The following is a 21,640-nucleotide window of genomic DNA, read 5'->3' as shown; positions in this document are numbered from 1 at the left end:
GGGGTCTGCCCCCTCTCCTCCCGGAGAAGATTTCTCCTCGACCATGAAAAACGCCCCAAGTGTGACCTTGGGGCGCATTGTGGGGTCCGAAGACCCCTTGAATCAACTCCTTAACCGAACGGCTAGTGTTCTCACAGCGGGTTTTTTGTTGAGGCGAAGCTGGATTACTTCAGCTTCACTTCCTTGTAGTCCACGTGCTTGCGAGCGACGGGGTCGAACTTCTTGAAGAGCAGCTTGTCGGGCGTGGTCTTCTTGTTCTTGTTCGTGGTGTAGAAGTGACCGGTGCCCGCGGTGGACTCCAGCTTGATCTTTTCGCGACCGCCTTTGGTTGCCATGGTGGTTCTCCTTAAGCCTGGCCGTTGGCGCGCATGTCGGCCAGCACGACGTCAATGCCTTTCTTGTCGATCAGGCGCAGGGCAGCGCCCGACACGCGCAGACGAACCCAGCGGTTCTCGCTCTCGACCCAGAAACGGCGGTATTGCAGGTTCGGCAGGAACCGGCGCTTGGTTTTGTTGTTGGCGTGGGAAACGTTGTTCCCGACCTGGGGCTTCTTGCCCGTGACGTCGCAGACGCGTGCCATGAGGACACTCCGATCCATTCACTCGGCTGTTTGCAGCGGGTCGCAAAGGGATTTTGCGACTGGCGTCCAGCCTGACCTCGCCAGATAAGGGTGGCGGTAACCCGGGGGATCGCGGTTTGCCAAGCCAAAGCCCGGCATTCAGCAAAGCCCGCGATTATAGCCATAACCGCGGGCGTGTTGCCAAGACGGCGTTTCAGGCGCCTTGCTGTTCCAGGAAGCGCTGGGCGTCCAGCGCGGCCATGCAGCCGGTGCCGGCGCTGGTGATGGCCTGGCGGTAGATGTGATCCTGCACGTCGCCGGCGGCAAACACGCCGGGCACGCTGGTCATGGTGGCCATGCCCGCGAGCCCCGATTTCGTGACGATGTAGCCGTCCTTCATCTCCAGCTGGCCCTGGAAGATCTCGGTGTTCGGCTGGTGGCCGATGGCGATGAAGCAACCCTGCAGCTTCAGGTCTTCGGTGGCGCCGGTCTGCGTGTCCCTCAAGCGCACGCCGGTGACGCCGGTTTCATCGCCGAGCACCTGCTCCAGCGTCTTGAAGACCTTGAGCTCGATCTTGCCCTCCTTGACCTTCTCCATCACCTTGTCCACCAGGATGGGTTCGGCGCGGAACTTGTCGCGCCGGTGCACCAGGTAGACCTTGCTTGCGATGTTGGAGAGGTAGAGCGCTTCCTCGACCGCGGTGTTGCCACCACCGATCACGCAGGTGGTCTGGCCGCGGTAGAAGAAGCCGTCGCAGGTGGCGCAGGCGCTCACGCCCTTGCCCATGAAGGCTTCTTCGGACGGCAGGCCCAGGTACTTGGCCGACGCACCGGTGGCGATGATGAGCGCGTCACAGGTGTAGGTGCCGCTGTCGCCGGTGAGCGTGAACGGGCGTTTGGAGAAATCGACCTTGTTGATGTGATCGAACACGATCTCGGTCTTGAAGCGCTCGGCGTGCTGCAGGAAGCGCTGCATCAGCTCGGGGCCTTGCACGCCGTGCACGTCGGCGGGCCAGTTGTCCACCTCGGTGGTGGTCATGAGTTGGCCGCCTTGTGCAATGCCGGTGATCAGCACCGGCTCGAGGTTGGCGCGCGCGGCGTAAACCGCAGCGGTGTAGCCGGCCGGGCCGGAGCCCAGGATCAGGACTTTCGCGTGTTTCATGGTGCGCTGCCCCATCGATAAACGGAGCATTTGGTTTAGAGTCGCGGGGGTATATGGGGATACCCGGCGCGATAGTCAATAACGTCAAAGGCCTGGAAAGCAGGCACTGACCGGCCGGGATTGTAGGGAAGCGGGCCCTGTTCGCCCCCGCCGTCTGGGAATACACGCATGTCCATCCTGTCCAATCTCGACCTGATCCGCCGCGTGCCGCTGTTCTCCACCCTCACGCAGGCGCAGGCCGAATCGGTGGCGGACGCGGTGGTCAAACGCCGCTACAAACGCGGTGAGTGCATCGTCGAGCAGGGCAAAAAGTCGAACTGCCTTGCGATCGTGCTGACCGGCCGCGCGCGCGTGGTCACCACCGACAGCCGTGGTCGTGAGGTGATCCTGGCCACCATGAACCCGGGCGACTACGTGGGCGAGATGAGCCTGATCGACAACCAACCGCACTCGGCCACGGTGCGCGCCGAGGTACAGACCGACGTGCTGATCCTGGGGCGCAACGAGTTCGCGCGCTGCCTGCCCGAGAACTCGTCCATGGCCTACGCGGTGATGCGTGGTCTGGTGCAGCGCCTGCGCCAGGCCGACCGCAAGATCGAATCCCTGGCCTTGCTGGACGTGTACGGCCGCGTGGCGCGTGCGTTGCTTGAACAGGCGCAACCCGACCGCGAGGGCCAGCTCGTGATCCGCGAGCGCGTGTCGCGCCAGGACGTGGCCAAGATGATCGGCGCCTCGCGCGAGATGGTCAGCCGCGTGATGAAGGATCTCGAGGACCGCGGTTTCATCGAAGTCACCGAGGATGGCACCACGGTCATCAAGGATCGGCTGAACACCCTGGGTTGACGCCCGGGGCCGGGAGTCGGCTGGGGTAAGCTTGCGCTTGCTTCCTGCCGGACATGACCTACTCCCTGAATACCCTCAACGCAGACCGCCGCGACGCCCCCGCTGGCAGCGGCATCGCGCGCTTCGCGCAGGAAATCGGCCTGGTGCTGGGCGCGGCCGCGCTCGCGTTCTGGCTGCTCAGCCTGCTGAGCCATTCGCTGGCCGATCCTGCGTGGAGCACCACCGGCTCGCGCGGCGAGGTCTGGAACTGGGGCGGCCGACTGGGCGCGCTGGTGGCCGACGCGAGCTACTTTCTGTTCGGTTTTTCTGTCTGGTGGTTGTTCGCGGCCGGCGTGCGGACCTGGTTGTCCGCCCTGGCGCGCTGGCTGCGCGGCGTAGCGCCCATGCCGGACAGCCCGCGGTGGTGGCAGCGGCCCGCGGTGCGCCGCCTCGCGTTCTGGGGCGGGCTCATCGCGCTGGTGACGATCAGCGCGGCGCTGGAGTGGAGTCGCCTGTATCGCTTCGAGCCGCTGCTGCCGGGCCATGCCGGCGGCGTGGTGGGGCACGCGCTGGGCCCGCTTGCCGAGCGCTGGCTGGGCTTCACGGGCGCGGCGTTGGCGCTGCTGGCCCTGCTGCTGGCCTGCCTGCCTCTGGTGTTCCGCTTTTCCTGGGGCCACTGGGCCGAGGTGGTCGGACAGCGGCTGTATGGATGGTTCGAGGCCCGGCGCGAGAAGCGCGAGGCGGTGGAAGACGAGCGCATCGGCCGCGCTGCGGCGCGCGAGCGCGAGGTGGTGGTGCAGACCGAGCGGGTCGAGATCGAAGAGCACCACCCGGTGCCGGTGGTCATCGAGCCCACCATGGTCGAGGTACCCAAAAGCGAGCGCGTGGCCAAGGAGCGGCAGAAGCCCCTGTTCACCGAACTGCCCGACAGCAAGCTGCCGCAGGTGGACCTGCTGGATGCGGCGTCTGGCCAGCAGAACACGGTGGATGCGCAGACGCTGGAGATGACCAGCCGGCTGATCGAGAAGAAGCTCAAGGACTTCGGGGTCGAGGTGCGCGTGGTGGCCGCGGCACCGGGCCCGGTGATCACGCGCTACGAGATCGAACCTGCCACCGGGGTCAAGGGCTCGCAGATCGTCAACCTGAGCCGCGATCTGGCGCGCTCGCTCTCGCTGGTCTCGATCCGCGTGATCGAGACCATTCCGGGCAAGAACCTGATGGCGCTGGAGTTGCCCAACGCCAAGCGCCAGACGATCCGCCTGTCCGAGATCCTGGGTTCTCAGGTCTACAACGACGCGAAATCGCTGCTCACCATCGGCCTGGGCAAGGACATTGGCGGCCAGCCGGTGGTGGCCGACCTGGCGAAGATGCCGCACTGCCTGGTGGCCGGCACCACCGGTTCGGGCAAGTCGGTGGGCATCAACGCGATGATCCTGTCGCTGCTCTACAAGGCCGACCCAAAGGACGTGCGCCTGCTGCTGATCGATCCCAAGATGCTCGAGATGAGCGTGTACGAGGGCATTCCGCACCTGCTGGCGCCCGTGGTCACCGACATGAAGCACGCGGCCAACGGCCTGAACTGGTGCGTGGCCGAGATGGAGAAGCGCTACAAGCTCATGAGCAAGCTGGGCGTGCGCAACCTCGCGGGCTACAACACCAAGATCGACGACGCCAAGGCGCGCGGCGAGTCCATCGGCAACCCGTTCTCGCTCACCCCCGAACAGCCCGAGCCGCTGGAGCGCCTGCCCTACATCGTGGTCGTCATCGACGAACTCGCCGACCTCATGATGGTGGTGGGCAAGAAAATCGAGGAGCTGATTGCGCGGCTGGCCCAGAAGGCGCGTGCGGCCGGGATCCACCTCGTGCTGGCCACGCAGCGCCCGAGCGTGGACGTGATCACCGGGCTCATCAAGGCCAACATCCCCACGCGCATTGCGTTCCAGGTCAGCAGCAAGATCGACAGCCGCACCATCCTTGACCAGATGGGTGCCGAGAGCCTGCTGGGCATGGGTGACATGCTCTACCTGCCTTCAGGCATGGGCTTTCCCACGCGCGTGCACGGTGCCTTCGTGAGCGACGACGAGGTGCACCGCGTGGTGGCCTACCTGAAGGAGCAGGGCGAGGCCGACTACATCGACGGCGTGCTCGATGGGGGCGGCGCCGACGGCGAAGGTGGCGACATCTTCGGCGAAGGCAGCGGCGAAGGCGGTGGCGAGAAGGACCCGCTGTACGACCAGGCCGTGGCCATCGTGCTGCAGGACCGCAAGGCCAGCATTTCCTACGTCCAACGCAAACTCAAGATCGGCTACAACCGCGCGGCGCGCCTGCTGGAAGACATGGAGAACGCCGGTCTCGTGAGCGCGCTCACCAGCAGCGGCCAGCGCGACATTCTGGTGGGTGGCCGGCCCGAATGAGCGCCGGTGCAACTCCTGCGGCTGACCAGGCTCTGAACCTCATGCGAATCCGAACCCTGCTTTTCACGGCCTTGTTGTGCTGGGCGATGCTGCCCGCCCGCGCCGACGGGTTGAAGGCACTCGAGACCTTCTTGCGCGAATCCAGTGCCGCCCGCGCCGAGTTCACCCAGGTGGTGACCTCGCCCACGCGCGCTGGCGAGGCAAAGCCGCGCCAGCGCAACAGCAACGGCCGCTTCGTGTTCCAGCGGCCCGACCGTTTCCGTTTCGACTACCTCAAGCCGTTCGAACAGGTCATCGTCGCCGACGGGCGCCAGCTCTGGCTGCACGACGTCGATCTGAACCAGGTGACGGTGCGCGCGCAGAAGGACGTGCTGGGCAGCACGCCCGCGGCCATCATCGCGGCCGCCCCCGACCTGGCCGCGCTGCGCGGCAGCTTCGAGCTGCGCAGTGCGCCCGAGGCCGATGGCCTGCAATGGGTCGAGGCGGTGCCGAAGCAGCGCGATGGCCAGTTGCGCAAGGTGCGGCTGGGCTTTGCGGGCACGCAGCTATCGGTGCTCGACATCGAGGACGGCCTGGGCCAACGCTCGGTGCTGCGCTTTGCCAACTGGCAGGCCAACCCGGCCTTGCGCAGCGACGAATTCCGCTTCGAGCCGCCGGCGGGGGCCGACGTGATCCGCCAGTGAGCGCGCGCTGAGGACGCCGCACGCACCTTGAACACGCTTGCCCACGCCCCGCTGGCCGAACGCCTGCGCCCGCGCACGCTGGGCGAAGTGATCGGCCAGCAACACCTGCTGGGCGAGGGCATGGCGCTGCGCCTGGCATTCGAGTCCGGCCAGCCGCACAGCTGCATCCTCTGGGGTCCGCCCGGGGTGGGCAAGACCACCATCGCGCGCCTCATGGCCGACGCATTCGACGCGCAGTTCATCACCATCAGTGCCGTGCTCGGCGGCGTGAAGGACATCCGCGAGGCGGTGGAGCAGGCGCAGGCCGCGCGCGATGGCCTGCACGCGCAACGCACCATCGTCTTTGTCGATGAGGTGCACCGTTTCAACAAAAGCCAGCAGGACGCCTTTCTGCCGCACGTTGAAAGCGGCCTGTTCACCTTCATCGGCGCCACCACCGAGAACCCCTCGTTCGAGGTCAACTCCGCGTTGTTGTCCCGCGCGGCGGTCTACGTGCTGCAGCCGCTCGGCGACGACGACCTGCGCGCGATCGTGGCAAAGGCGCGCGCGATCGACGCTGTTGCGCCGATCGAGGACGCCGCGCTTGAGCGCCTGATCGCGTATGCCGACGGTGACGCGCGCCGCCTGCTCAACACGCTCGAAACGCTGGCGGTCGCGGCCCGCAGCGAGAAGCTCGACGCTGTCACCGACGCCTGGTTACTCAAGGTGCTCGGCGAGCGCATGCGGCGCTACGACAAGGGCGGCGAGCAGTTCTACGACACCATCAGCGCCCTGCACAAGAGCGTGCGCGGCTCCGATCCGGATGCCGCGCTCTACTGGTTCGTGCGCATGCTCGATGGCGGGGTCGACCCGCGCTACGTGGCGCGCCGCCTCATCCGCATGGCTGCCGAGGACATCGGCCTGGCCGATCCGCGCGCGCTGCGCCTGGCGCTCGATGCGGCCGAGGTCTACGAACGCCTGGGGTCGCCGGAGGGCGAACTGGCGCTGGGCGAGTGCGTGGTCTATCTCGCGGTGGCGCCCAAGTCCAATGCGGTCTACAAGGCCTTCAATGCCGCACGTGCGTTCGTCAAGCGCGACGGCACGCGGCCGGTGCCACTGCACCTGCGCAACGCGCCCACGCAGCTCATGAAGTCGCTTGATTACGGCAAGGACTACCGCTACGCCCACGACGAGCCTGGTGGCTTCGCGGCGGGCGAGAGCTACTGGCCCGAGGGCATGGTGCCCCCGGCCTTCTACGAGCCGGTCGAGCGCGGCCTGGAAATCCGCATCGCGGAGAAGCTGCGCGCGCTGCGCGAGCAGAACCATCAGAAGGATTGATGCGTCCGTAGACGCACTGATACCCGGGCGACCGTGCCGGGTTTACCCTTTGATTTCAGGGGTTCCCCTCGATTCGGGCCCCCGATACCCCTCGCTACAATCGCGCACCACCAACCCGCCCCCGGCCCGACTCAGGCCGTCTCTGGCGGGTTTTTTGCTAGGTTGAAACGGGGGCGGTGCCGCCACCCCGCCGGTCAAAAACACGGAGAACCTTTCATGGAAGTCTTGCTACAGCAGATCCTCAACGGACTGGTGCTGGGCAGCATGTACGCCCTGGTCGCCCTGGGCTACACGATGGTGTACGGCATCATCGGCCTCATCAACTTCGCCCACGGCGACGTGCTCATGGTGGGCGCGCTCACCAGTTGGACCATCATCACGTCGATGCAGGAGGCCTCGCCCGACATGGCGGGCTGGCAGATCCTCATCATTGCCACGCTGATCGCGATGGTCGTCTGCGCGGTGCTCAACTTCACGATCGAAAAGCTCGCCTACCGCCCGCTGCGCAATTCCCCGCGACTCGCCCCGCTCATCACCGCGATCGGCGTCTCCATCCTGTTGCAGACGCTGGCGATGATCATCTGGAAGCCCAACCCCAAGTCCTATCCCTCCACGCTGTCGCGCGAGCCGATCGAGTTCTTCGGCGCGGTGCTCTCCATCACGCAGATCACCATCCTGGCCACCACGGTCATTGTGCTGGCCCTGCTGATGTGGCTGGTCAACCGCACCAACCTCGGCCGCGCCATGCGCGCCACCGCCGAGAACCCGCGCGTGGCGGCACTCATGGGCATCAAGCCCGATGTCGTCATCTCCGCCACCTTCATCATCGGCGCCATGCTGGCCGCCATTGCCGGCATCATGTGGGCGTCCAACTACGGCACGGTGCAGCACGCGATGGGCTTCATGCCCGGCCTCAAGGCCTTCGTGGCCGCGGTGATGGGCGGCATCGGCAACCTCGCTGGTGCCGTGCTGGGCGGTGTGGCGCTGGGGCTGATCGAGTCGCTGGGCGCCGGCTACCTCGGCAAGCTCACCGGGGGGTTCCTGGGCAGCCAGTACACCGACATCTTCGCTTTCATCGTGCTGGCCATCGTGCTGACGCTGCGTCCCTCGGGCCTGCTCGGCGAGCGTGTGGCCGATCGCGCCTGATGCCCACGGGAGAATGAACATGCTGAATTCCCGTCCCGCCAAACTGATCGCCTTCGCGATCGTCGCCGTTCTGATGCTGGTGCTGCCACTGGTGTTGCAGTCCACCGGCAGCAACTCCTGGGTGCGCATCGTCGACGTGGCGCTGCTCTACGTGCTGCTGGCCCTGGGCCTGAACATCGTCGTGGGCTACGCCGGTCTGCTCGACCTGGGCTTCATTGCCTTCTTTGCCGTCGGCGCCTACCTCTACGGCCTGCTGGCCTCACCGCACCTGACGGATACGTTCGCCTGGATGGCGGCCACGTTTCCCGACGGCCTGCACATGAACTTCTGGATCGTGATGGTGCTGGCCGGCGTACTCGCCGGCATCACGGGCCTGATCCTGGGCTTCCCGGTGCTCAAGCTGCGCGGCGACTACCTGGCCATCGTCACGCTGGGTTTTGGCGAGATCGTGCGCATCTTCATGCTCAACCTCGACCGGCCGATCAACATCACCAACGGTCCCAAGGGGCTGAGCAACATCGATGCGGTGAGCGTGTTCGGGCACCGCATGAGCTCAAGCCTCGACATATCCATCGGCAGTTTCAGCTACACCTTCCAGTCGGTCACGCTGTACTACTACCTCATCCTGTTCTTCGTGGTGCTGGCCATCATCATCGCCAACCGGCTGCAGGATTCGCGCATCGGCCGCGCCTGGATGGCGATCCGCGAGGACGAGATCGCGGCCAAGGCCATGGGCCTGAACACCCGCAACCTCAAACTGGCGGCCTTCGGCATGAGCGCCACCTTCGGCGGCGTGGCCGGCGTGCTGTTCGCGTCCTTCATGCGCGGTGTCTACCCCGAGTCCTTCATCCTGATGGAGTCGGTGATGATCGTGGCCATGGTGGTGCTGGGTGGCCTGGGCCACATTCCGGGCGTCATCCTGGGTGCGCTGGTGCTGGCCGGCCTGCCCGAGTTGCTGCGCCACGTGGCGCACCCGCTCACGGCCATGACGGACGGGCGCCTGGGCCCCGAGATCCTGCGTCAGCTGCTGATCGCGCTGGCAATGATCGTGATCATGCTGTTGCGCCCGAAAGGCCTGTGGCCCTCGCCGGAACACGGCAAGTCGCTGGCATCGAAGTGAGGAGCGTGGCATGAGCGAAACCATTCTGAAAGTGGCCAACGTTTCCAAGCGCTTCGGCGGCCTGCAGGCCCTGAGCGACGTCGGCATCGAGATCAAGCGCGGCCAGGTCTACGGCCTCATCGGCCCCAACGGTGCGGGCAAGACCACGTTCTTCAACGTGCTCACGGGGCTGTACACGCCCGACAGTGGCAGCTTCGAGCTCGCGGGCAAGGCCTACACCCCCACCGCGGTGCACGAGGTCGCCAAAGCCGGCATCGCACGCACGTTCCAGAACATCCGCCTGTTTGCCGAGATGACGGCCCTCGAGAACGTAATGGTGGGGCGTCACGTGCGCTCGCAATCCGGTCTGCTGGGCGCCATCATCCGCACGCCCGGCTTCAAGCGCGAGGAGCGCGCGATTGCCGAGCGCGCGCAGGAACTGCTCGACTACGTGGGCATCGGCAAGTTCGCCGACTACAAGTCGCGCACCCTGAGCTACGGCGACCAGCGCCGCCTGGAGATCGCGCGCGCCCTGGCGACCGACCCCCAGCTCATTGCGCTCGACGAGCCCGCCGCGGGCATGAACGCCACCGAGAAAGTGCAACTGCGCGAGCTCATCGACCGCATCCGCAACGACAACCGGACCATCCTGCTGATCGAGCACGACGTGAAGCTGGTCATGGGCCTGTGCGACCGTGTGACCGTGCTCGATTACGGCAAGCAGCTCTCCACCGGCACGCCGGCGGAGGTGCAGAAGGACCCGAAAGTCATCGAGGCCTACCTCGGCACCGGTGGCCATTGAGCGAGAGACACAGTCATGGCAAACACGCTACTCAAAGTCAAAGGGCTGAAGGTCTCCTACGGCGGCATCAAGGCCGTCAAGGGTATCGACCTCGAGGTCAACGAAGGCGAGCTGATCTCGCTCATCGGCTCCAACGGTGCTGGCAAGACGACCACCATGAAGGCCATCACCGGTTCGTTGCCGATGGAAGACGGCGACGTCGAATACATGGGCAAGAGCATCCGCGGCAAGGGCGCGTGGGATCTCGTGAAGACCGGCCTGGCCATGGTGCCGGAAGGCCGCGGCGTCTTCACGCGCATGTCCATCACCGAGAACCTGCAGATGGGCGCTTACGTGCGCAGCGACAAGGCCGGCATCGCCCGCGATATCGATCGCATGTTCACCATCTTTCCGCGGCTGAAGGAACGCAAGGACCAGCTTGCCGGCACCATGAGCGGCGGCGAGCAGCAGATGCTGGCCATGGCGCGCGCGCTGATGAGTCAGCCCAAGGTGCTGCTGCTCGACGAGCCCTCGATGGGCCTGTCGCCCATCATGGTCGACAAGATCTTCGAGGTGGTCCGCGATGTTTCTGCGCAGGGCGTGACCGTCCTGCTCGTGGAACAGAACGCCAGCCGCGCGCTGCAGATCGCCAATCGGGGTTACGTGATGGACTCGGGCGAGATCATCATGAGCGGCGACGCGAAGCAGATGCTGACCGACCCCAAGGTGCGTGCTGCTTACCTCGGCGAATGAGCTGATTCCGGGCGGATCGACGCTCAAAACTACAATCGCGGGTTGCGCGCCGCCTCGGCGCCCAACCCGCTTTCCATTTCATGAGCCAAGCCAACACCCCCGACACCGCCGCCGTGGCGCACGACGAGAACCAGCTGATCGCCGAGCGACGCGAGAAACTCAAGGCATTGCGCGAAGCGCAGAAGCGGGGCGAGGGGGTGGCCTTCCCGAACGACTTCAAGCCGCAGGACCACGCGGCCGGGCTGTTTGCCGCACACGGCGAGACCAGCAAGGAAGACCTCGAAGCCACGCCGGTGCGCGCCAGCGTGGCCGGGCGCATGATGCTCAAGCGCGTCATGGGCAAGGCCAGCTTCGCCACGCTGCAGGACGCCTCGTTCGGCCCCAGCGGTGGCCGCATCCAGATCTACCTGAACAACGACAGCGTGGGCGAGGCGGTGCACAACGCCTTCAAGCACTGGGACCTGGGCGACATCGTGGCCGCCGAGGGTGTGCTGTTCCGTACCCGCACCGGCGAGCTCACCATTCACGCGGACCGCATCCGCCTGCTCACCAAGAGCCTGCGCCCGCTGCCCGACAAGTTTCACGGTGTGCACGATCAGGAGATCAAGTACCGCCAACGTTACGTGGACTTGATGACCGACGAGGGCGCGCGCCGGCGCTTCGTCACGCGCAGCCAGGCCGTCACGGCCCTGCGCCAGTTCATGGTGGGCCACGGCTTCCTCGAGGTCGAGACGCCCATGCTGCACCCCATTCCGGGGGGGGCCAATGCCAAGCCCTTCGTCACGCACCACAACGCGCTTGATCAGGAGATGTTCCTGCGCATTGCGCCCGAGCTTTACCTCAAGCGCTTGCTGGTGGGCGGTTTCGAGCGCGTGTTCGAGATCAACCGCAACTTCCGCAACGAAGGCATCTCGGTGCGTCACAACCCCGAGTTCACCATGATGGAGTTCTACGCGGCGTACTGGAATTACCGCGACCTCATGGATTTCTCCGAGCAGCTCATCCGTCATGTGGTGCGTTCGGTGCGCGGTGATGGTGAGGTCACTTACCAGGGCCGTACGGTCGATATCGATTCGCCTTTCGAGCGGCTCACCATTCGGGATGCGATCGTCAAGTACACCGATGCGGGCGCCAACGTGGACGACCCCGAATGGCTGCGCGGCCAGCTGCGCAAACTCGGTCTCACCGAAGAGAAGGACCAATTGTCCGCGCGCAGCCTGGCCTCGCTGCAGGTGCTGTTCTTCGAGGAGAAGGTCGAGAGCGAGTTGTGGAACCCGACCTTCATCATGGACCACCCGACGGAAATCTCGCCGCTGGCGCGTGCCAACGACGCGCGACCCGAGGTGACGGAGCGCTTCGAGCTCTACATTACCGGCCGCGAGTTCGGCAATGCGTTCTCCGAACTCAACGATGCCGAGGACCAGGCGGCGCGCTTCCACGCGCAGGTGGCGGCCAAAGACGGTGGTGACGACGAGGCCATGCACTTCGACGCCGACTACATCCGCGCGCTTGAATACGGCATGCCGCCCGCGGGCGGCTGCGGCGTCGGCATCGACCGCCTCATGATGCTGCTGACCGACAGCCCCAGCATCCGTGACGTGATCCTGTTCCCGGCATTGCGCCGCGAGAGCTGAACTCAGCGCCAGGCGAGGGCCAGCGCCAGGGCCAGCAGGCTGGTGGCCGAGAGGGCCCACCACGCGCGCCTGATCGCCAGCGACCGTGGTGAGCGACCGGCGAAGTCGTAGCGGAAGTGTTCCGACACGATCCGCTCGCCGGGCACGCCGTGTGCCACAAGCGCCGACTCCACCGCGTCCATCATCGGCTCCGGACCGCACACCATGTGCGTGGCCTGTGCGGCCCAGGGCGCCACGGCCGTGTGGGTGAGGCAGGCCTGCACACCGGCCGCATCGAGGCGACCGCTCAGCCCCTGCCAACCCGGCGCGGGGCGTTCGACCATCGGCACGCAGGCGAAATCGGCCAGTGCGCTGGCGCCGCTCAAGCCCTCGAGGTCGATCATCTGCGCGGCCGATCGGTCTGCGTAGATGAGACGTATCGGCCGTGGGTCACCACGTGCCACCGCATCGGCCAACAGTGCCACAAAGGGGGCCACCCCGATGCCACCCGCGTGCATCACGATGGCCGGCGCGTCGGGGGGCCAGGCGAACTGCCCGTGGGGACCGTCGACATGCACCGTATCGCCGGGGCGGTGCTGCGACAGGCTGCCCGTCATGTCGCCGGCCTCCTTGATCAGGAACTGCAAGCGGCCTTGCACGTCGTTTGCCCGACTCAGCGAGAACGGGTTGTCGTCGTACGCGCGCAGGTGGCCGAGCCGGATCCAGGCAAACTGACCCGCCCGAAACGCCCGACGAGGGCGGCGGGTGGGCGAGACCTCCAGCAGCCAGATCCGCTCCGCGGCCGGCTCCAGGCGGGTGATCCGGTATGGCCGCACCGCCAGCCACAGCGGCCGCACGGCATGCACCCACAGTAGCGAGCACAGGGCCGCTGCGGCCAGCAACCACCACAGCAGCGCCACCGCCGGTAGTTGCGCGTAGCGGCCGGAGACCAGGGTGTGGTGCAACCCCAGCCCCAGCACCGCCAGCGCCAGCGCTGCGTGCAGCAGGCGCCAGCGCGGGTACGCCATGTCGCTGCGCGGGCGCCAGATGGCCGTGGCCACCAGTGCCAGCAGGGCGCCAAGCGCCAGCAGGCCGGTGGCCAGCCCCCAATCGCCGGCGCCGATGCGCAAGGCCCTGGCCGCCGAGGCATCCACCGGGCCGGGCGGTGCGTCCCACAAGGTGTAGAAGAAGGGGTGAAGCAGCAGCATTGCCACGGCCGTGCGGGCAAACAGCTGGTGGGCCAGCATGAGGCGGTCGCTGCCCAGCCGGGTCGAGAGCAGCGAGAAGCGGCCCAGCAGAAAGAACGACAGCAGCACGGCGCAGAAACCCATCATGCCCAGACCGGCCGCCCAGTCGTCCAGCCAGGGGCGGTGTTCCAGCCCGCCGGCACGCTGCGCCCACATGCCAACCGCAACGGGCAACAACAGCAGCCCCAGGTACAGAAGTGCCCAACCGGTCGCTCGCTTCATCACAGTGTCCCTTGGATGCAAGGCCCCGCGGTGCGGCGCGCGGCTGATACTGCGAGGACTCGAGGCGTGGCGTCAATGCGCGTGGACGCCGCCCTTGATCAAGCTCAAAAGTTCAGCCGCAGGATCGCCTTGCGCTCGTCGGCGCCGAGCGTGAGCATGCCCTGGCGCATCCACTCCAGGTGGGCGTTGGCGTCCTGGCCAAGGTCGCCGCGCGCGTCCGGCAGCAGCGCCACGACCACCTGCAAACGCAGCACCGTTCCCGGCGGCAGCCGTGGCGACGAGCGCAGCCCCGCGGCGACGAGGCTGGTGGCCGTGTTCAGCGCCTGGATCTCCTTGATGGGGCCTTCCATCAACAGCACGAGGCTGTCGTCGTCGATGCGCGCCGCGGTGTCGACGTCGCGCGCCAGCGAGCGCAGCAGCGAGGCAGTCACCACCAGCGCGCGGTCGGCCACCTCGCGTCCGTGGCGCCCCAGGATGTCGGCGTGGTTGTCCAGATGCACCAGCATCAACGCGCTCTGATGGCCGTAGCGTTGTGCGCGCACCAGGCTGTCGTGCAAGCGCAGCAGAAAGTGCTCGCGCCAGGTCAGCCCGGTGAGGGGTTCCGTGCGCTCCAGGGCGCGGGCCCGAACCTGAGATTCGTGCAGCAATTGCGAGCGTTGCAGCAGCGCGTAGATGAGCAGCGGGGCTTCCAGCGCGGCAGCGAACACCATGCCGTACTGGGAGAGCAGGCCCGACGAGATGAGGTTGAAGTTGCGCATCACCGGCAAGGCGCTGGCCAGCAGCACCGGCATGATGCCCAGCACGAACCAGCGCACCCAGGTTTCACCGCTGCGCCAGCCCGCCCAGAGCATGGCGGCCACCAGGGCCATGGCCATCGCGCCCACGGCGGTGCCGGTGTTCAGGCTCGCCTGGCTGGGCAGCAGCAGGTCCCAACCCACCACCGCCAACCACAGCGGCGCCAGGATCAGGCAAAGCCGATCCAGCGTGCGCCCGATGCGCCGTGGCTGCAGCACCTGTCGCACGAACAGCACCGCGGCCACGCCCATGAGCGGCAGCAGCACGAACTCCGCCACCTGGTTCCAGCGCGCCAGACCCGGCCACAGGAACTGCCCGCCCACGCCCAGTGAGGCCGCCAGGCCCAGCCCGAGCAGGCCGATGTAGATGGCATAGGCCGCGAAGGCCGCGTCGCGAAACACCACCGTGTTCACCAGCGCCACCAGCAGCAACAGCGTGGTCATGCCGAAGTAGGCGCCGAGCGCGAATTGCTGCTGGATGCGCTCCTCGCGCAGGTGGTTGTGGTCGTGCAGCCGCAACTCGCCCGAGAACGGCACGCGCGCGTGCTCGATGCGCACCCAATAGCGCACCGTTTCGTCGGCGCGCGCGTCCAGTCCGAAGACGGGGTAGCGATCGGGGTTGGCCCAGTCGCGCACAGGCAGGCGGTCGCCGGCGTGTTGCACGCGCCAGCGGCCCTGCGCGTCGCGGTGGTACAGGGATATCAGGTCGGTGCCCGAGCGGGCGAGCTCGAGCTCCCAGTGCGCATCGACCCGCTGCATCCGGACGTCGAAGCGCACCCAGAGTGCGGCACTGCCGTCCAGCCGCACCCGGTCGCCCACGCCACGCGGCTGCCAGGGCAGGTCGTGGCGGTCGGCCTCGATTTCCTCAATGCCGAGATCGCCGCCTGGGTCGATGAGTTGCTGGCTGTGGCCGGCCAGGGGCAGGGTTGCGGTGCGTTCGCCGAGCACGATCGGCTCGGGTTCGGCGAACGTACCCGCAGCGCCGATCGCGGCAGGGGTGGTGGCGCAGAGCAAGGCCAGGCACAGCAGGCCGGTGGCGGCGCGCAGGCGCCGCAGAAACATCGAATCCATGGTGGCGCGATTGTGCCGTCGCGCCGGCAGGCTCAGGCGTAGGCGGCGAGCGCCTTGCGCATCTTCTTCATGGCCGCCACCTCGATCTGGCGAATGCGCTCGGCGCTCACGCCGTACTCGCTGGCCAGTTCGTGCAGCGTCATGCCGCCCGAGCCGTCGTCGTTGACCTTGAGCCAGCGCTCGCTCACGATGCGCCGCGAGCGCTCGTCGAGTTCGCCCATGGCCTGCGCGATGCCGTCCGTGGCCAGACGGTCACGCTGGGCCGATTCGATCATCGCGGTCGGTTCGTGCGTCGCATCGGCCAGGTACGCGATCGGCCCGAAGGCATCCTCGCCGTCGTCGCCCGGGGTGGGGTCGAGCACCACGTCACCGCCGGCCAGGCGCGTTTCCATCTCGCGCACCTCCTGCGGCTTCACGTTGAGCTCGCGCGCCACCAGACCGACCTCGGCGTCGTTGAGCACCTCGCGGTGCGTCTCGCCATCGACGGCGTCGGCGCGCAGGCCCTGCTTGCGCGAGCGCAGGTTGAAGAACAGTTTGCGCTGGGCCTTGGTGGTGGCCAGCTTGACCATGCGCCAGTTCTTCAGAATGTATTCGTGGATCTCGGCCTTGATCCAGTGAATGGCGTAGCTCACCAGGCGCACGCCCTGCTCGGGGTCGAAGCGCTTGACGGCTTTCATCAGGCCCACGTTGCCCTCCTGGATCAGGTCGCCGTGAGGCAGGCCATAGCCCAGGTATTGGCGCGAGATGGAGACCACCAGCCGCAGGTGCGACATCACCAGGCGGCCGGCGGCGTCGAGGTCGTTGTGGTCGCGCAGGCGCCGCGCGGCCTCCTGCTCCTCCTCAAGGGTGAGCAAGGGCAGGCGGTTGACGGCGGAGATATAGGCGTCCAGATTGCCCAGCGGCGGCAGCGTGAGGGAGCGGCTCCACGGGCTGGCGACGGCCAGCGCACCGGTGGAAGCGGCGTTCGCAACAGCAAGCGGTTGGGACATGGATGACCTCCTCAGGTGATCAGGGGGGAATATTAGCACTCGCTTGGAGGGAGTGCTAAAGCCGAAGTTCCGTCGCCTCAACCGCCCGCGAGGTTCTCCAGCATGGCCACCTGTACCCGGGTTCGCAGGCGAAACCCGAGGGATTCGTACAGCGAGATGGCGGGCGCGTTGGTTTGCCAGGCGTGCAGAAACGGCTGTTCCCCGCGCGCCTGGATGCGGGCCGCCACCACTGCCGACAGGCGCCGCGCCAGCCCTTGGCCGCGCGCGTCGGGGTGGGTGCACACCCCGCTGACCTCCACGTATCCCGGCGGGCGCAGCCGCTCGCCGGCCATGGCCAGCAGCCGCCCGCCGCGGCGGATGCCCACGAAACCGCCCATCGCGTGCGTGCGCGCCAGAAACGGCCCCGGCTCGGTGAGCCGGGCCAGCGCCAGCATGTCGGGCGCGTCGTCCTCGCCGAGATCGACGACCTCATCGGCGTTCGCCTCGCCTTGCAGATCGCGCGTGGCCACCATCTGCACCCCGGGGGCCTGCCTTGTCACGCGCAGGCCCGCGGGGACCGCGATCTCGGCGGCCCGCAGCAGCGCGATGGTCTGACCCGGCTGCACCAGCGCGACCAGGGCCGACTGCGCCTGTGGCCCGTCGTCCAGCGTGTCGGCGAACAGGTTGACGTCTTCAGCGTAGCGCCGGGCGAGCCCCTGACCCTCGGCCAGGTGCCTGTGCGGGCCGACCAATGTGGCCCACACCGGGCGGTCAAGTGGGTGTGTGGGGTGAGCGGGGTGCGTGGTGTCCACGGGGTTCTCTGGTGGGTGCCGGGTCGGTGCCTGGCGTGGGTTGCGCCCGCGGGGCGCGTTGCGGCAGCGGCGACTCACCCAGCGCTGCCTCCAGCGCATCAAGCTGCGCCAGGAGCGCCATGCCATGGCCCCCGCAAGCACTGGCCACCGCGGCTTCCACGGCCGGCCAGACCCGGTGGCGCGCGAGGGCCACGTGTTCGCGGCCCAGGGGGGTCAGCGCCACGGTGCGCAGACGCAGATCGGCACTGGACTGCAGCGCCTGCACCAGGCCTGCCGCCTGCAGCTGGTTGAGCTGGCGGGTGGCGCCGGGCTGGCTGATGCCCAGTGCCCATGCCAGGTCCCCCACGGTCAGTGGCCCGAGCGTGTCGATGGCGGCAAGCGCCGGCTGGTGAGCAGCCGGCGCGCTTGTGCCGTGGGCATCCAGAATCTCCTGTGTCTGCGCCTGCAGCCGCTCGCCCAGGCGCTTCAGGCGTGTACCCAGCGTCAGCAGGCCGAGTTCCTTGACGATGTCGTTCATATTTAAATAACACGCTATATAAGTGCCAATATAAATCAGAAAAACAGGCTTGTACAACCGGGCAGGTGGCGCGGGCGTGGTGCACACTCTCGCCCGCGTGCTTCTGCGCTCCCGGCCCGGGACGCGTGTGCACAATGACCGCCGGGCGACCCGCCCGCTGCGGGCTGCTGGCCCCTGGAGACCTTCATGACCTGGCTGATCGTCGGACTCGTTCTTTTTCTCGGCATCCATTCCGTATCGATCGTTGCGCCCAGCGGCCGCCACGACATCGCGCACCGCCTGGGCGAGGGCCCGTGGAAAGGGCTCTACACGCTGGTGGCGCTGGCCGGCTTCGGCCTGATCGTGGCCGGCTACAGCGCCGCGCGACAAGACCCGGTGCTGCTGTGGACGCCGCCGGTGGCGATGCGCCACGTGGCTGCGCTGCTCATGCTGCCGGTGTTCGTGCTGCTGGTCGCGGCCTATCTGCCCGGGCGTATCCAGCGCGCCACCAAGCACCCCATGCTGGCGGCCACCAAGTTCTGGGCCCTGGCCCACCTGCTGGCCAACGGCGACCTCGCCAGCGTGCTGCTGTTCGGCAGTTTCCTCGCCTGGGCCGTGGCCGACCGCATCTCGCTCAAGCGCCGCGCCGCGGCAGGCCTGCTGCGGCCGGTGCACGGGGCGTCACCGGGGGCGATGAACGATGTCATTGCCCTGGTGGCGGGCCTGGTGCTCTACGGGGTGTTTGCTTTCTGGGCGCACGGTTTCCTGTTCGGCGTGCGGCCTTTCGGCTGAGGCGGCGGGAACCGCGCGCGCTCGGGCGCATCCATCGCGGGTCCTGAAACCGTTGATGGGAGTTGCCCGAGCATGATCCGCCGCCGTCCCCGCTTGTTTTCCCTCGTCCTGGCCGCCGCAGCGGCGGCAGTCGCTGGTGGCGCCATTGCGCAGGATGTCACCCCTGATGTGCTTGCGCGGGGCCTGCAAAACCCCTGGGGCCTCACCTTCATCGGCGAAGGCCGCATGGTGGTGACGGAGCGGCCGGGCCGCATGCGCGTGATCGAGGCCGATGGTGGCGTGGGCGCGCCGCTCAAGGGCTTGCCCGAGATCGATGCCGTGGGCCAGGGCGGCCTGCTCGACGTGGTGGCCGACCGCGACTTTGCGCGCAACCGCACGCTGCACTTCTGCTACAGCGAGCCCGGCCCGGGCGGCAACTCCACCGCCATGGCCTCGGCCCGCCTGTCGGACGACCGCAGCGCGCTCGAAAACTTGCGCGTGGTGTTCAGCCAGAAACCCAAGGTCGGCAGCCGCCTGCACTTCGGCTGCCGCATCGTGCAGGCCGGCGACGGCAGCCTGTTCCTCACGCTGGGCGATCGGTACACGCGCATGCAGGATGCGCAGACGCTGGACAACCACCACGGCAAGGTGGTGCGCGTGCTGGCCGATGGCAAGGCCCACCCGGACAACCCGTTCTCGCAACGCGCCGGTGCCATGGCCGAGATCTGGAGCCTGGGCCACCGCAACGTGCAGGGCGCCACGCTCGCGCCCGACGGCACGCTGTGGACCATCGAGCACGGCCCGCAGGGCGGCGACGAACTCAATCGCACCGAGGCCGGCAAGAACTACGGCTGGCCCGTCATCACCTACGGCGAGAACTACGGTGGCGGGCGCATCGGCGAGGGCATCACCAGCCGCGCCGGGCTGGAGCAACCGGTGCAGCACTGGGTGCCCTCCATCGCACCCGCGGGCCTGAGCTTCCTGGGCAGTGATCGCTACGGTGCGGCGTGGAAAGGCAGCCTGTTCACCGGCTCGCTCAAGTTCCGTCACCTCGTGCGCATGCGGCTCGAAGGCGGCAAGGTGGTCGAGCAGGAACGCCTGCTCGCCGACCTGGGCCAGCGCATCCGCGACGTGCGCGAAGGCCCGGACGGCCTGCTCTACGTGCTCACCGACGATCGCGACGGGCAGTTGGTGCGGTTGACACCGCGCTGAGCACCGCTCGCGCGGCTGGCGCGCCCGGTGGTATCAGCGTGTCAACACGCGCCGCGCCGCGTGGCTGGCCCCGTCCACCAGCGCCACCAGCACCAGCATGGCCGCCAGGATGGTGGCCGTCTTGCCCATGTGGAACAGGCCCATGTGGAAGGCCAGCAACTGCCCCAGACCGCCCGCGCCCACCACGCCCAGCACGGCCGCGGCGCGGATGTTGTTTTCCCAGCGGTAGAGCGTGTAGCTGAGCAACTGCGGCAGCACCTGCGGCAGCGTCGCGTAGAGGAACACGCGCCCGTGGCCGACACCTTGCTGGCGCAGCGCATCGGCCGGGCCGCGCGGGGCGTTCTCGATCGCCTCGGCGAACAGGCGGCCCAGCACGCCCGCGGTGTGCAGCCCCAGCGCCAACGTGCCGGCGAATGGCCCCAGCCCGGCACTGATGAGCAGCAGCGCGGCCCACACCAGTTCGGGGATGCTGCGCAATGCGTTGAGCAGCCAGCGCGTGGGCATGCGGGCCCAGGCGGCGTCGCCCTCGTGCAGGCGGCTGGCGGGCAGGGCCAGCGCCAGCCCGGCCAGTGCCGCGAGCGCCGTGCCCAGGGCTGACATCGCCAGCGTCTCCCACGCACCCACGGCCACGCGTTGCAGGAATTCGGGCGAGGTGTCGGGTGGGAAGAACTCACCGAGAAAGCGTCCCATGCTCCGCGCCGCTTCCCACGACAGGAACTGGCGCCACTGCAGGTCGAGCGACCAGAAGCTGGCCATCACCAGCAGCAGCGCACCCAGCGTGAGCCAGCAGGCCTTGCAGCGCGCATCGAACAGGCGCGGCGGCAACTTGTAGGGCAGGTTGGCGGCGACCGGCTTCATCACCCCAGCGCCTTTCGCAGGTAGGCGCTCGCGCGGTCGGCCAGCGCCACCAGCACCATGAACACCAGCAGCATGCTGGCCACCTCGCCGCCGTTGAACATCTTCATCGAGTTGTCGAGTTGCTGGCCCAGGCCACCCGCACCCACGAAGCCCAGCACCACCGAGGAGCGGATTGCGCATTCCCAGCGGTAGACGGTGTAGCTGGTGAGCTCGGCCGCGTTGGCCGGCAGCAGCGCGTACAGAAAGGCCTGCAGCCGGCCGCTGCCGTTGCGCAGCAGGGTCTGCGTGGCGTGCGGCTCGCCGCTTTCCAGGATCTCGCCGTACACCTTGCCCAGCATGCCCGCGTAGGTGAGCGCGATGGCCAGCACGCCAGCCGTGGGGCCCAGGCCCACCACGCGCACGAACACAAGTGCCCACACCAGCTCGGGGATGCTGCGCAGCACGATCAGCAGCCAGCGCACAGCGTGGCGCACGAAGGCGGGCAGTGTGGCCATGCGACCGGAGAGTGCCGAGATCGACAGCATGCGCGTGCTGGCCAGCGTGAGCGGGATCGCCAGCAGCAGCGCGAGCGTGACGCCAGCGGTGGCCATCGCCACGGTGCGCCACGTTTCGCGCGCCACCATCTGCAGGAACTCGGCGTCGTGCGCGAGCGGGAAGAAACTGCCCAGGAACTGGCCGGTCACCTGCAGGTTCTTCGTCTCGACCAGCACCCAGGGCCGGAACTGGGTGGCCACGCCCAGTGGCCACAGCAATACCAACGCGAAGCCGATCCAGAACAGCCGCGACAACCAGGCCGGGTCGCGGTCGGGAGCTCGCAGGTGTGTTGCGCTGCTCATCACG

The 21,640-nt window shown here is 67.6% G+C and carries 21 protein-coding genes; 11 read left to right on the top strand and 10 right to left on the bottom strand.

Going from position 1 to position 21,640, the window contains the following annotated elements; all coding sequences use genetic code 11:
* Positions 1-164: 164 nt before the first annotated feature.
* From rpmG to trxB, 3 genes are all read right to left on the bottom strand, one after another.
* Positions 165-335, bottom strand: coding sequence for a 50S ribosomal protein L33 (gene rpmG / locus M3149_RS16175; protein WP_251710571.1), 171 nt, complete (start codon positions 333-335; stop codon positions 165-167).
* An 11-nt stretch (positions 336-346) separates the two neighbouring features.
* On the bottom strand, positions 347-580 hold the full coding sequence (gene rpmB, locus M3149_RS16170; RefSeq protein WP_070400609.1) for a 50S ribosomal protein L28: 234 nt from the start codon (positions 578-580) through the stop codon (positions 347-349).
* A gap of 193 nt (positions 581-773) precedes the next feature.
* The gene (trxB, locus tag M3149_RS16165) at positions 774-1,721 is read right to left on the bottom strand and encodes a thioredoxin-disulfide reductase (protein ID WP_251710570.1); all 948 of its coding nucleotides are present in this window, start codon (positions 1,719-1,721) and stop codon (positions 774-776) included.
* A gap of 168 nt (positions 1,722-1,889) precedes the next feature.
* On the opposite strand from trxB, the gene M3149_RS16160 reads away from it, so the two are divergent.
* The 9 genes from M3149_RS16160 (at position 1,890) to lysS (ending at position 12,370) form a co-directional block, all read left to right on the top strand.
* Positions 1,890-2,564 carry a Crp/Fnr family transcriptional regulator gene (locus tag M3149_RS16160; RefSeq protein ID WP_251710569.1) on the top strand — a complete coding sequence of 225 codons (675 nt, stop codon included), beginning with the start codon at positions 1,890-1,892 and terminating at the stop codon, positions 2,562-2,564.
* A 53-nt stretch (positions 2,565-2,617) separates the two neighbouring features.
* Positions 2,618-4,957 carry a DNA translocase FtsK gene (locus M3149_RS16155; RefSeq protein ID WP_251710568.1) on the top strand — a complete coding sequence of 780 codons (2,340 nt, stop codon included), beginning with the start codon at positions 2,618-2,620 and terminating at the stop codon, positions 4,955-4,957.
* A gap of 41 nt (positions 4,958-4,998) precedes the next feature.
* Positions 4,999-5,640, top strand: coding sequence for an outer membrane lipoprotein chaperone LolA (gene lolA / locus M3149_RS16150; RefSeq protein WP_251710567.1), 642 nt, complete (start codon positions 4,999-5,001; stop codon positions 5,638-5,640).
* Positions 5,641-5,667: 27 nt separating this feature from the next.
* Positions 5,668-6,957: a replication-associated recombination protein A gene (locus tag M3149_RS16145; RefSeq protein WP_251710566.1), complete on the top strand. Its 1,290-nt coding sequence runs from the start codon at positions 5,668-5,670 to the stop codon at positions 6,955-6,957.
* A 216-nt stretch (positions 6,958-7,173) separates the two neighbouring features.
* Positions 7,174-8,103 (top strand): branched-chain amino acid ABC transporter permease, encoded by a 930-nt coding sequence (locus M3149_RS16140; RefSeq protein ID WP_251710565.1) that lies wholly within the window; start codon positions 7,174-7,176, stop codon positions 8,101-8,103.
* A gap of 19 nt (positions 8,104-8,122) precedes the next feature.
* On the top strand, positions 8,123-9,223 hold the full coding sequence (locus tag M3149_RS16135; RefSeq protein ID WP_251710564.1) for a branched-chain amino acid ABC transporter permease: 1,101 nt from the start codon (positions 8,123-8,125) through the stop codon (positions 9,221-9,223).
* A 10-nt stretch (positions 9,224-9,233) separates the two neighbouring features.
* Positions 9,234-10,004, top strand: coding sequence for an ABC transporter ATP-binding protein (locus M3149_RS16130; RefSeq protein ID WP_251710563.1), 771 nt, complete (start codon positions 9,234-9,236; stop codon positions 10,002-10,004).
* 15 nt (positions 10,005-10,019) lie between these two features.
* Positions 10,020-10,736 carry an ABC transporter ATP-binding protein gene (locus M3149_RS16125; protein WP_251710562.1) on the top strand — a complete coding sequence of 239 codons (717 nt, stop codon included), beginning with the start codon at positions 10,020-10,022 and terminating at the stop codon, positions 10,734-10,736.
* Between the two features lie 80 nt (positions 10,737-10,816).
* Positions 10,817-12,370, top strand: a complete 1,554-nt coding sequence (lysS, locus tag M3149_RS16120) for a lysine--tRNA ligase (RefSeq protein WP_251710561.1) — start codon at positions 10,817-10,819, stop codon at positions 12,368-12,370.
* Between the two features lie 2 nt (positions 12,371-12,372).
* Here lysS and M3149_RS16115 read toward each other — a convergent pair whose 3' ends face one another.
* The 5 genes from M3149_RS16115 to M3149_RS16095 all read right to left on the bottom strand — a co-directional run bounded on the left by M3149_RS16115 (position 12,373) and on the right by M3149_RS16095 (position 17,980).
* Positions 12,373-13,818, bottom strand: a complete 1,446-nt coding sequence (locus M3149_RS16115) for a ferredoxin reductase family protein (protein ID WP_251710560.1) — start codon at positions 13,816-13,818, stop codon at positions 12,373-12,375.
* Positions 13,819-13,922: 104 nt separating this feature from the next.
* Positions 13,923-15,683, bottom strand: a complete 1,761-nt coding sequence (locus M3149_RS16110) for a sensor domain-containing diguanylate cyclase (protein ID WP_251710559.1) — start codon at positions 15,681-15,683, stop codon at positions 13,923-13,925.
* Positions 15,684-15,715: 32 nt separating this feature from the next.
* Positions 15,716-16,672 (bottom strand): RNA polymerase sigma factor RpoH, encoded by a 957-nt coding sequence (gene rpoH / locus M3149_RS16105; RefSeq protein WP_251710558.1) that lies wholly within the window; start codon positions 16,670-16,672, stop codon positions 15,716-15,718.
* Positions 16,673-16,749: 77 nt separating this feature from the next.
* Positions 16,750-17,463, bottom strand: a complete 714-nt coding sequence (locus tag M3149_RS16100; RefSeq protein WP_251710557.1) for a GNAT family N-acetyltransferase — start codon at positions 17,461-17,463, stop codon at positions 16,750-16,752.
* Positions 17,423-17,980: a MarR family winged helix-turn-helix transcriptional regulator gene (locus M3149_RS16095; RefSeq protein WP_251710556.1), complete on the bottom strand. Its 558-nt coding sequence runs from the start codon at positions 17,978-17,980 to the stop codon at positions 17,423-17,425. Before M3149_RS16095 ends, M3149_RS16100 begins: the two co-directional genes overlap by 41 nt.
* A 186-nt stretch (positions 17,981-18,166) precedes the next feature.
* Between M3149_RS16095 and M3149_RS16090 the strand changes: the two genes are divergently transcribed.
* Positions 18,167-18,751 carry an NnrU family protein gene (locus tag M3149_RS16090; RefSeq protein ID WP_251710555.1) on the top strand — a complete coding sequence of 195 codons (585 nt, stop codon included), beginning with the start codon at positions 18,167-18,169 and terminating at the stop codon, positions 18,749-18,751.
* Between the two features lie 72 nt (positions 18,752-18,823).
* Positions 18,824-19,942 (top strand): PQQ-dependent sugar dehydrogenase, encoded by a 1,119-nt coding sequence (locus tag M3149_RS16085; protein ID WP_251710554.1) that lies wholly within the window; start codon positions 18,824-18,826, stop codon positions 19,940-19,942.
* A gap of 33 nt (positions 19,943-19,975) precedes the next feature.
* On the opposite strand, the gene phnE is transcribed toward M3149_RS16085, so the two are convergent.
* Both phnE and M3149_RS16075 read right to left on the bottom strand, forming a co-directional pair.
* On the bottom strand, positions 19,976-20,800 hold the full coding sequence (gene phnE / locus M3149_RS16080) for a phosphonate ABC transporter, permease protein PhnE (RefSeq protein ID WP_251710553.1): 825 nt from the start codon (positions 20,798-20,800) through the stop codon (positions 19,976-19,978).
* A complete protein-coding gene (locus M3149_RS16075) occupies positions 20,800-21,636 on the bottom strand; it encodes a PhnE/PtxC family ABC transporter permease (protein ID WP_251710552.1) in 837 nt (278 codons plus the stop codon). The genes phnE and M3149_RS16075 overlap by 1 nt, the downstream gene beginning before the upstream one ends.
* Positions 21,637-21,640 lie beyond the last annotated feature (4 nt).

Source organism: Hydrogenophaga intermedia, from assembly GCF_023715105.1.
Taxonomy (GTDB): Bacteria; Pseudomonadota; Gammaproteobacteria; order Burkholderiales; family Burkholderiaceae_C; genus Hydrogenophaga; species Hydrogenophaga intermedia_A.
Note: the sequence above shows the minus strand (reverse complement) of the source record. Positions and strands in the feature narration are given on the sequence as shown.